Consider the following 9,203-nt stretch of genomic DNA (forward strand, 5'->3'; position numbering starts at 1 on the left):
GCAGCATGTCCCGACCACACGCCGGCGGCGGGCGCTCGAACACCGGCCCGCCGCGCATGAACAGGAGGTAGGTGGCCCATGAAGGTCTCCGTCGTCGTCCCCGTGTACAACACGGGACAAGCGGTCGAGGGGTTGATCGACTCCCTGCGCGCGCAGACCCTGTCCACCGACGAGTGGGAGGCGGTCTTCGTCGACGACGGCTCCTCCGACGACACCGCGGACGTCGTCGAGGGCCTCATCGCCGACGACGCCAACATGCGGCTGCTGCGCGAGGCCCCCTCCGGCTGGCCCGGCAGACCCCGCAACGTCGGGATGGACGCCGCCTCCGGCGAGTACGTCTTCTTCAGCGACGACGACGACACGCTCGGCCCGGAGGCGCTGGAGCGCCTGACCTCCTTCGCGATCGAGCACGGCTCCGACGTCGTCGTGCCGCGGACCGTCGGCAAGAACCGCGGCGTCCCGTCGATCACGCACACGGTGGTCGACGCGCAGGCCGACCCGGGCCTGATCATGTCGTCGCTCGCGCCGCAGAAGCTGTTCCGCCGCGCATTCCTGCAGGAGCACGGCATCCGCTTCGTCGAGGGCCACTTCCGCCTCGAGGACCACCTCTTCGTCACCACGGCCTACCTGCGGGCGGAGCGCGTGAGCGTCTACGCCGACTACCCCTGCTACTACCTCACCTTCCAGCCGGGCCGTCCGCACATCTCGCAGCAGCAGCCCGACTGGCACGGCTACTTCGGCAGCGTCCGCGCCTGCCTCGACCGCGTCGACGAGGAGGCGCGCGATCCGCACCTCCGCCGCCTGATGCGCGGCCGCTGGCTGCGCGCCGAGGCGCTGTCCCGGCTGCGCGGCGACGGCTACAAGAAGCTCGGCACCCCGGAGCTCGTGCACGAGGTGCGGCAGCTGCTGCTCGACCGGTACGACGACGCGGACCTCGCCGACCTCAAGCCCGTCGACCGCATGCTCGCCTGCCTCCTGCTCGACGGCAGGGACGAGGACGTCGCGGCGCTCGCCGCGTGGGAGTCGTCGGTCCTCGTGACGAGCGAGGCGACCGCGGCCTCGATCGACGCCGACGGCACGATCCGCATCGACCTCCGGTCCGCCCTGACCATCGACGGCGAGCTGCCCGAGGCCGCCGCCGGCAGCCGTCCCTACCCGACGGCGGAGGAGCTGCTCGAGCAGGTCTCCGCGTACGCGCACGTGGGCGTCGAGCTGCAGCACGGCGGCTCCCGGGTCCGCCGGCCGATGCACGTCACGCACGAGGACGGCGGCGTCGCGCACGCCGTGCTGAAGCCGGGCGACGAGCGGCTCGCGAACGGCAAGTGGACGCTGATCGCCCTCGCCGGCGAGCACCGCACCCGCCGCCGCCGTCCCGCCGACGCGGCGCCGGACCTGCACGTCGAGCCGGGCGCGCGCCGGATCGAGGAGACCACGTTCGGCTTCCTCGACACCGGCCGCCTCGTGCTGCGGGTCGCGAAGTACAAGGCGCCGGTGCCGGTGCCGGTGCCCCTGCGCACACGCCTCAAGCGACGCGTGCGGCGGCTGCTGCCGGCCGACTTCCACGTGCCGCACCTGCTCCGCTCCGCGAGCTGACGCGCCCGACGGCTCCCGTCCGCAGGAACGGGAGCCGTCGTCATGTGCGGGCGGGGTGCTTGGTCCGCGGGCGTCGCGGCGGGATGCTGAGCGGGTGCAGCACGTCGTGCCCGACGGCCGGTGGAACCACAACATCCACTACCACCGGCTGATCCTGGCTGCGGTGCCGCCGGGGGCGCGCACGGCGCTCGACGTCGGCACCGGCGACGGGCTGCTCGCCCGCGATCTGCGGCGGGTCGTGCCGCGCGTGACGGGCATCGACGTGGACGGCGCGGTGCTCGAGCGGGCGCGGCAGGAGGACGACGGCGTCGACTGGATCGAGGGCGACGTGCGCACGCACCCGTTCCCTCTCGACTCCTTCGACGTGGTGGCGTCGGTCGCGACGCTGCACCACCTGCCCGATCTCGAGGCGACGTTCCAGCGGCTCGCGGACCTGACGGCGCCGGGCGGCGTGCTGGCGGTCGTGGGGCTGGCGCGCAGCTCGACGCCGCTCGACCGCGTCGCGGACCTGGCCGGCGCGGTCGAGCACCGGGTGCTGGCCCGGCGTCGGCAGGTGTGGAAGCACACGGCGCCGACCGTCTGGCCGCCGCCGCACACGTACGCGCAGGTGCGGCGCGCGGCTGCCCGGGTCCTGCCCGCGATGCGCTGGCGGCGCCTGCCGCTGTGGCGCTACGCGATCGTGTGGACGAAGCCGCGGCCGGTGCGGGTGGAGTCCCCGGCCGAGGCGCTGCTGCGCCTCGCGAAGCTCGTGCCGCGGGTCGTCCCGGACGCCTGAGGCCGGCTGCGATCGGGGGCACCCGCTGCCGCACGGCAGGTCGGGTGCCCCGAGGAGGAGCCGGAGCGCCTACTTCTTCTTGCTCTTCTTCTTCTTCTTGTCCTTCTTCTTCTTCTTGTCCTTCTTCTTGTCCTTCGCCATCGAGTCCTCCCTCCATCGGCGGTCAGGGCTCCGAACGGGAGCGCGCCGTCGACCATAGTCAACGTCTCCTTGACGAGCAAGGCAACCGGCCGTTGACGGGATCGCTCGCGCGGGTAGCCTGTTGCCGTGGCCGAGGGTCCCGAGCTCAAGCGCTTCGAGCGCGCCGTCGACGTGCTCGCGGCCGTGCCCGATCCGCTGCGGCGGCTGGACGCGATGCGGACCGCGCGCGAGCGGATGGAGGCGCTGGAGGCCGCCGCCGTGCGTGAGGCGCGCGCGGCGGGCGCCACCTGGAAGGCGATCGGCGCGCTCTACGGGCTCAGCAAGCAGGGCGCGCAGCAGCGCTTCCGCGGCGCCGTGCCGGCGGATGCCGAGGCGGACGGGCGAGCGGGCTGACCGGTCCGCTCATCGACGTCGACGGACCGCGGTGCAGGATCGACGCATGATCACCGCGGAGTACACGATCCCCGGGCTGCACCTGGTCGACCACGAGGTGGCGGTGCCCCTCGACTGGTCGGCGCCGGACGCGAGCCCGACCATCACGGTCTTCGCCCGCGAGATGGTCGCCGCCCACCGGCAGCGCGAGGACCTGCCGCTCGTGGTGTTCCTGCAGGGCGGCCCGGGCGGGAGGTCGCCGCGCCCGCTCGACGCCTCCGGCTGGCTCGGCGTGCTGCTGCAGCGCCACCGGGTCGTGCTGCTCGACCAGCGCGGCACCGGCCGCAGCACGCCGGTCGACGCGAGGCGCATGGCGTCGTTCGGGTCCGCGGAGGAGGGCGCGTCCTACCTCGCCTGCTTCCGCGCGGACTCGATCGTGCGCGACGCCGAGCACCTGCGGAAGACGGTCTTCGGCGGGCGGCGGTGGACGACGTTCGGGCAGAGCTACGGCGGGTGGATCACGCTCGAGTACCTGTCCGCGGCGCCGGAGGGCCTGGCCGCCTCGATGATCACGGGCGGGCTGCCGTCGCTGCGACCCGACGCCGCCGACCTGTACCGCCGCACCTACCCGCGGGCGCTGTCGAAGAACCGGCGGTACGAGCAGCGGTACCCGGGCGACACCGCGGTGATCGCGCGCATCGCGGACCTGCTGGCGGCCGAGGACGTGCGCCTGCCCGACGGCGACCGGCTGACCGTGCGCCGCCTGCAGTTCCTCGGCGGCGCCCGCTTCGGCATGCAGCACGGCTTCGAGGAGCTGCACTGGCTGCTCGACACCGCCTTCGGCAGCGACGGCCGGCTCTCCGACGCCTTCCTCGGCTCCGCGCTCGCCGCCACCTCGTTCGAGGAGAACCCGCTCTGGGCGGCGCTGCAGGAGGCCGCGGAGTACACCGACGACACCTCCGGCGCGACGCGGTGGGCAGTGCAGACGGAGCACGAGCGGCACCCGGAGTTCGCCGAGGACGCCCGTCCGCTGCGCTTCACGGGCGAGATGTTCTACCCGTGGATGTTCGAGGAGATCCGCCTGCTGCGGCCGTTCGGCCCGGCCGTGGACGTGCTGCAGCAGCGCACCGACTGGCCGGCGCGGTACGACCGCGCCCGCCTCGCGGCGAACGAGGTCCCGGTCGTCGCCGCGGTCTACTTCGACGACCTCTACGTCGACGCGGACCTGCAGCTGCAGACCGCGCGCGAGATCGCGAACCTCACCACCTGGGTGACCGACGAGTGGGAGCACGACGGCATTGGCGCGAGCGGCGGCGAGGTCGTGCGCCACCTCCAGCGGATGCTGGACGACCGGGGCGGCCCGCTGGTCTGAGCGGCTCAGGAGCCGGAGGGCGTCTCCGGCTCCTCCGGCTCGGTGACGAAGCCGATCAGCTTGTGCGTGCCGTCGCAGTACGGCTTGATGGTCGACTTGCCGCAGCGGCACAGCGCCACGGTCTTCCGACGCCGGGGGAGCGGCGCGCCCTCGGGCGTCAGGATCTCGACGTTCCCGCGGACGAGCAGGGGCCCGTTCGGGTACGCGACGATCAGCGGCGGCTCCTCGCGCTCAGGCACGGGGCGCCTCGTCGTCCGCCGGCGCGGGCGTGCGCAGGGAGGACTCGCCGGCCTCCCAGCGCTCGAGCATGTGCAGGCCCGGCAGGCCGTCGATGACCAGGCACGCGCCCGCGCCGAAGAGCAGGTCGTCGAGCAGCTGCGGCTCGGCCTCGATCAGCCCGCCAGCGAGGTCGCGCGCGGCGATCTGCTCGTGCACGGCGTCCGCCTCGACGTGCTCGTCGAAGTAGTAGGTCGTCGTCTCGTCGAAGCCGAGCCGGCGGAACCCGTTGCCGTACTGGCGGCTCGGGATCGCCGAGGTCATCTCGAACGCGGCGAGGTGACCGACGAGCGCGCCGCGCAGCCGCCGGTTCAGCCCGAACAGGGAGCTCATGTTGAGCGCCGTGAGCGTCACCGCAGGCACCGCGTCGATGTAGGTGCCGTACGCGTCGTCCAGCCCGAGCGAGCGCATGGTGCCCGCGTAGATCGCCGAGTGGATCCGGCCGGCGCGGCCCCCGCCGTACTCGTCGGACTGGATCTCGACGAGCGCGGCCTTCGCCCGGCCGCTGAGCCGCGGGATGCCCCAGGAGTGCGGGTCCGCCTCCTTCAGCGTGTAGATCGAGCGCTGGATCAGGAACTCGCGGGCCTGCTCGAGCGTGGCCCTGCGCGCGAGGTAGCGGGAGAGGCTCGGGCCGGAGTCGGCCGCGGTGAGGGCGAAGAGCGCGTCCGCGACGCCGGTCATCGTCGGCTCCGGGCGCTCGGTCGGCGGCACCGCGGCGCGGAGGGCGGCCTCGAACGGCCCCTCGATGCGGATGCGCGCCGCGTTCAGCTCCGGCGCCCACTCGAGGTCCTCGCGGGCCTCCGCGAAGCCGCCGTAGTGCAGCTCGTTCAGGCAGAACAGCGCGAGCTGCAGGTCCTCGTCGACGAGCAGGTCCGCGGAGGCGTCGACCGCTGCGGCGATCGCGTCCTGCAGGCCGGAGGTGTCGTCCGGGTCGCGGAGGACCTTCAGGACTGCGGCGCTCGCCGGGCCGCGGCTGACGGGGAACTGCATCGGACGCTGCTGCACGGCGGCGTCGTCGAGCACGATGGCTGGCACCGCAGCACTGTAGATCTCGTGTTCGACAGCGGAACGACCGCTCAGGCGACGGGGGTGCGCAGCCCGGCGAGCAGCAGGCGCACCATGCGCTCCGCGTGCGCCGCGCCCCGGGCGGTCGGGCCACCGCCGTGGCAGAGGTTCGCGACGGCGCCGAGGAACTCCTCCGCCTCCACGTCCTGCGCGATCGCCCCGTCCGCACGGGCGGTGTCGAGCAGGCGCTCGAGGGTCGGAGCGAGCCGCGTCGAGAAGTACACCGCGAGGGGCTCGTACGCCGGGTCGCCCGAGTGCAGCGCCGCGGCCAGGCCGCGCTTCGTCGCCACGAACTCCGTGTACCGGAGGATCCAGCGGTCGAGCGCCTCGCCGGGCGGGAACGCGGCCTCGAGCTCCTCCGCAGCCGCGACGCAGGCGTCCATCTCCCGGCGGAACACCGCGGAGATGAGGTCGGAGCGGAGGGGGAAGTGCCGGTAGAGCGTGCCCACCCCCACGCCGGCGCGCTCGGCGATCGCTCGCACGGGCGCATCGACGCCGGCGACCGCGAACTCCGCCTTCGCGGCCTCGAGCAGGGCGTCGAGGTTCTGCCGCGCATCGGCCCGCCGCGGGCGGGGCGCGACCTGCTCGGGCGCGTCCGGAGTCGAAGGCATGGATTCCTCGCTTGCAGTCGGAACAGTGTTCCGCTTAGAGTGGTGAGTACGGAACGATGTTCCGCATCAGTCATGATAGGTCACCTCCGCCGCTGCGGCGCAGGTGGCGAGCGAGGAGTTCTCACATGCAGCACCGCACCCTCGGCCGCACCGGCATCAAGGTCACCCCCTACGCGCTCGGCGCGATGATGCTCGGCGCGATGGGCAACCCCGACCGCGAGCAGGGCGTCGCGATCGTGCACCGCGCGCTCGACGCCGGCATCAACTTCATCGACACCGCCGACCGCTACGGCGACTCCGAGGAGGTCGTCGGAGAGGCGCTCAAGGGGCGCCGCGACCAGGTCGTGCTGGCGACGAAGTTCTGGGGTCCCGTCGACGACGACCTGAACCACCGCGGCGCCTCACGCCGCTGGATCGTGCAGGCGGTGGAGCGCTCCCTCCGCGCGCTGCAGACCGACTGGATCGACCTGTACCAGCTGCACCGGCCGGACCCGGACACGGACGTCGACGAGACGCTCTCCGCGCTGACCGACCTGGTCCGCCAGGGCAAGGTCCGCGCGATCGGCACCTCGTCCATGCGCGGGTCGGAGATCGTCGAGGCGCAGTGGGTGTCCGAACGCCGCGGCTTCGAGCGGTTCCGCACCGAGCAGCCGAACTACTCGATCCTCGACCGGGAGATCGAGCGCGAGATCCTGCCCGTCGCGCAGCGCTACGGGATGGGGACGCTCGTCTACAGCCCGCTCGCCGGCGGCACCCTCACCGGGCGGTACCGGGCGGGGCAGGAGAACGGCGAGTTCCGTTCCGTGCGCACGGGCATGCGGCACTTCCGGGACGAGCGCCGGCTGGCCGCGGTCGAGCAGCTGGTCGCGCTGAGCGAGGAGGCGGGCATCCCGCTCACCCATCTCGCGATGGCGTTCGTGATCGCCCACCCGGGCGTGACCTCCGCGATCGCGGGGCCGCGCACGATGGAGCAGCTCGAGGACACGCTCGCCGGGATGGACGTGACCCTGTCGGACGAGGTGCTCGACCGCATCGACGCGATCGTGCCGCCGGGGGAGAGCATCGGCGCGATGGACATGGTCTACCGCGGCCCCGAGGTCGGCGACCCGGGCCTGCGGCGTCGTCCGGCCGCGCAGCGCTCCGCGGCCTGACCGCGTCGGCGGTCGCGCCGTTCGAGCGGTGCGGCCGCCTCAGCTCACGGCGCCCTCGTGGACCCCGCCGGCGAACACGAGGACGCCGGCGTCCTGCGCCTCCGCGACCGCCGCCGGCGCCGAAGCGCCGACCGCCGCGAGCTCCGCCTCCGCTACCTGCATCGCCGCGCCGGGGAACGGGATCAGGTACGTCGTCACGCGTCGATGGTGCCCCTCGATCCCTCCGGCGGTCGAGGGCCCTCGGTCGGGTGCCGCGGCGATCGGGGGGTCGTGCGCGCCGCCGCCTCCCGCCGCCACTACCCTCCGCCGGTGAGCGAACGCGGCCTGCCCTCGACCCGGGCACCGCTGTGGGGGCGCTTCGCACCGCTGTCGCCGAGGCGCTGGCAGGTCCTGCTCGTCGTGGTGCTCGTCGGGGCGCTCGGCTCGATCGTGCGGCTGCACATGCTGTTCGACCCCGATCCGCTCTTCTACGGGGTCTACGACGACGGGGTGCACTTCAGCGCCGCGGTGAACCTGGTGCACGGCAACCTGCCCTACCGCGACGTGCTGTTCCTGCAGCCGCCGGGGCTCCTGCTCGCCGTCGCCCCCTTCGCGCTGCTCGCGAACTGGATCGGCGACGCGAACGCCTTCATCGACGCCCGCGTCGTGTTCGCCCTGATCGGCGGCCTGAACGGCGCGCTCATCGCACTCGTGCTGCGGCGCTTCGGACTCTCCGCGATGGTCGTCGGCGGATTCCTCTACGCGGTGTCGTTCGCGGCCGCGTACGACGAGCGGACGGTCACGCTGGAGGTGATCGGCGCCACCGGGGTGCTCTCCTCCCTCCTGCTGCTCGACGTCGCGGACCGGCACCCGGCGCGGCGGTGGATCGTGCTCGCGGGCGTCGCCGCGGGCGTCTCGATCGACTTCAAGATCTGGTACCTGGTGCCCGCCGTGGTGCTGGCCGTCGTCGCCCGGCGCCGCGTCGGCTGGTTCGTGCTCGGTGCCGCGGCGGCGGTCGTCGCGGTCTACCTGCCGTTCTTCGCCGCGGCGCCCGCCAAGATGTGGCGCGACGTGGTGCGGGCGCAGCTCGGCCGGCCGCTGTCGACCGGCAACCCGACGAACGTCCGGCTGAGCTCGATGCTCGGCATCGCGCCCGACGACTCGACGGGCGACGTCTTCGCGCTGCTCGGGCCGACGGTGCTCACGGTCGTGCTGGTGCTCGTCGGGGTGCTCGCGCTCGCCGCGCTGACCGTGCGGGGCGGTCGCCGCTACGTGGTGCTGATGCTCGCCTGCGGGCTGCTGCTCGTGTACTCGCCGTCGTACTTCCAGCACTACGCCCAGTACGCGGCGGGGCCGCTCGCGCTCGTCGGCGGCGTGGGCGCGGTGCAGCTCGGGGAGCGCGTCCGCCGCTACCGGCGCCCGATCCTCGTGCTGTCGGTCGCCGCCGCGCTGCTGCTGCAGCTGTCGGTGAGTCTCCGCGAGGTCGTGGACATCGCGAACCAGAAGGTCGTCTCGGTCGCGGCGATGCGCGCCGCCTCCGCCCGCATCCCCGGCTGCATCGTCACCGACGACCCGACCTTCCTGATCCTGATGGACCGCCTGACGCCCGAGATCCGGAACGGCTGCGTCGTGCGGTCGGACCCGAGCGGCTACGGGTACGTGCTCGTGCCGGCCGGGGGGAAGCAGGTGTTCCGGCCGGACAACCCGAGGTGGCAGCGCAGCGCAATGGCGTACCTGCGCCGGGCGGACGCCTACGTGCTGACGCGCGGGAAGGTGTTCGGGCTCACCCCGTCCAACGAGGCGGAGGTGCGGCGCGACCGCGTGCTCGAGGAGGTCGGCCGCTTCAGCTTCCGCACCGGTCGATGAGC

General features: G+C 73.4%; 10 protein-coding genes. 6 read left to right on the forward strand and 4 right to left on the reverse strand.

Annotated features, from left to right (window positions below; all coding sequences use genetic code 11):
* The first annotated feature begins 78 nt into the window (after positions 1–78).
* The 4 genes from ABEA53_RS01440 (at position 79) to ABEA53_RS01455 (ending at position 4,253) form a co-directional block, all read left to right on the forward strand.
* Positions 79–1,593, forward strand: coding sequence for a glycosyltransferase family 2 protein (locus ABEA53_RS01440; protein ID WP_345479134.1), 1,515 nt, complete (start codon positions 79–81; stop codon positions 1,591–1,593).
* 94 nt (positions 1,594–1,687) lie between these two features.
* The gene (locus ABEA53_RS01445) at positions 1,688–2,368 is read left to right on the forward strand and encodes a class I SAM-dependent methyltransferase (protein ID WP_345479135.1); all 681 of its coding nucleotides are present in this window, start codon (positions 1,688–1,690) and stop codon (positions 2,366–2,368) included.
* A gap of 267 nt (positions 2,369–2,635) precedes the next feature.
* The gene (locus ABEA53_RS01450; RefSeq protein ID WP_345479136.1) at positions 2,636–2,902 is read left to right on the forward strand and encodes a hypothetical protein; all 267 of its coding nucleotides are present in this window, start codon (positions 2,636–2,638) and stop codon (positions 2,900–2,902) included.
* A gap of 46 nt (positions 2,903–2,948) precedes the next feature.
* A complete protein-coding gene (locus tag ABEA53_RS01455) occupies positions 2,949–4,253 on the forward strand; it encodes an alpha/beta fold hydrolase (protein WP_345479137.1) in 1,305 nt (434 codons plus the stop codon).
* 5 nt (positions 4,254–4,258) lie between these two features.
* Here the strand turns inward: ABEA53_RS01455 and ABEA53_RS01460 are convergent, their stop codons facing one another.
* The 3 genes from ABEA53_RS01460 to ABEA53_RS01470 all read right to left on the reverse strand — a co-directional run bounded on the left by ABEA53_RS01460 (position 4,259) and on the right by ABEA53_RS01470 (position 6,205).
* Positions 4,259–4,492, reverse strand: coding sequence for a CDGSH iron-sulfur domain-containing protein (locus ABEA53_RS01460; RefSeq protein ID WP_345479138.1), 234 nt, complete (start codon positions 4,490–4,492; stop codon positions 4,259–4,261).
* Positions 4,485–5,519, reverse strand: a complete 1,035-nt coding sequence (locus ABEA53_RS01465) for an iron-containing redox enzyme family protein (protein ID WP_345479659.1) — start codon at positions 5,517–5,519, stop codon at positions 4,485–4,487. Before ABEA53_RS01465 ends, ABEA53_RS01460 begins: the two co-directional genes overlap by 8 nt.
* Before the next feature lie 86 nt (positions 5,520–5,605).
* Entirely contained in the window at positions 5,606–6,205 is a 600-nt protein-coding gene (locus ABEA53_RS01470) for a TetR/AcrR family transcriptional regulator (protein ID WP_345479139.1), read from the reverse strand.
* A gap of 125 nt (positions 6,206–6,330) precedes the next feature.
* On the opposite strand from ABEA53_RS01470, the gene ABEA53_RS01475 reads away from it, so the two are divergent.
* Positions 6,331–7,356: an aldo/keto reductase gene (locus ABEA53_RS01475; protein ID WP_345479140.1), complete on the forward strand. Its 1,026-nt coding sequence runs from the start codon at positions 6,331–6,333 to the stop codon at positions 7,354–7,356.
* Between the two features lie 39 nt (positions 7,357–7,395).
* Here ABEA53_RS01475 and ABEA53_RS01480 read toward each other — a convergent pair whose 3' ends face one another.
* Entirely contained in the window at positions 7,396–7,554 is a 159-nt protein-coding gene (locus ABEA53_RS01480; protein WP_345479141.1) for a hypothetical protein, read from the reverse strand.
* 111 nt (positions 7,555–7,665) lie between these two features.
* On the opposite strand from ABEA53_RS01480, the gene ABEA53_RS01485 reads away from it, so the two are divergent.
* Positions 7,666–9,201: a hypothetical protein gene (locus ABEA53_RS01485; protein ID WP_345479142.1), complete on the forward strand. Its 1,536-nt coding sequence runs from the start codon at positions 7,666–7,668 to the stop codon at positions 9,199–9,201.
* Positions 9,202–9,203: the final 2 nt, after the last annotated feature.

The sequence above is a fragment of the Amnibacterium soli genome, from assembly GCF_039544415.1.
GTDB lineage: Bacteria > Actinomycetota > Actinomycetes > Actinomycetales > Microbacteriaceae > Amnibacterium > Amnibacterium soli.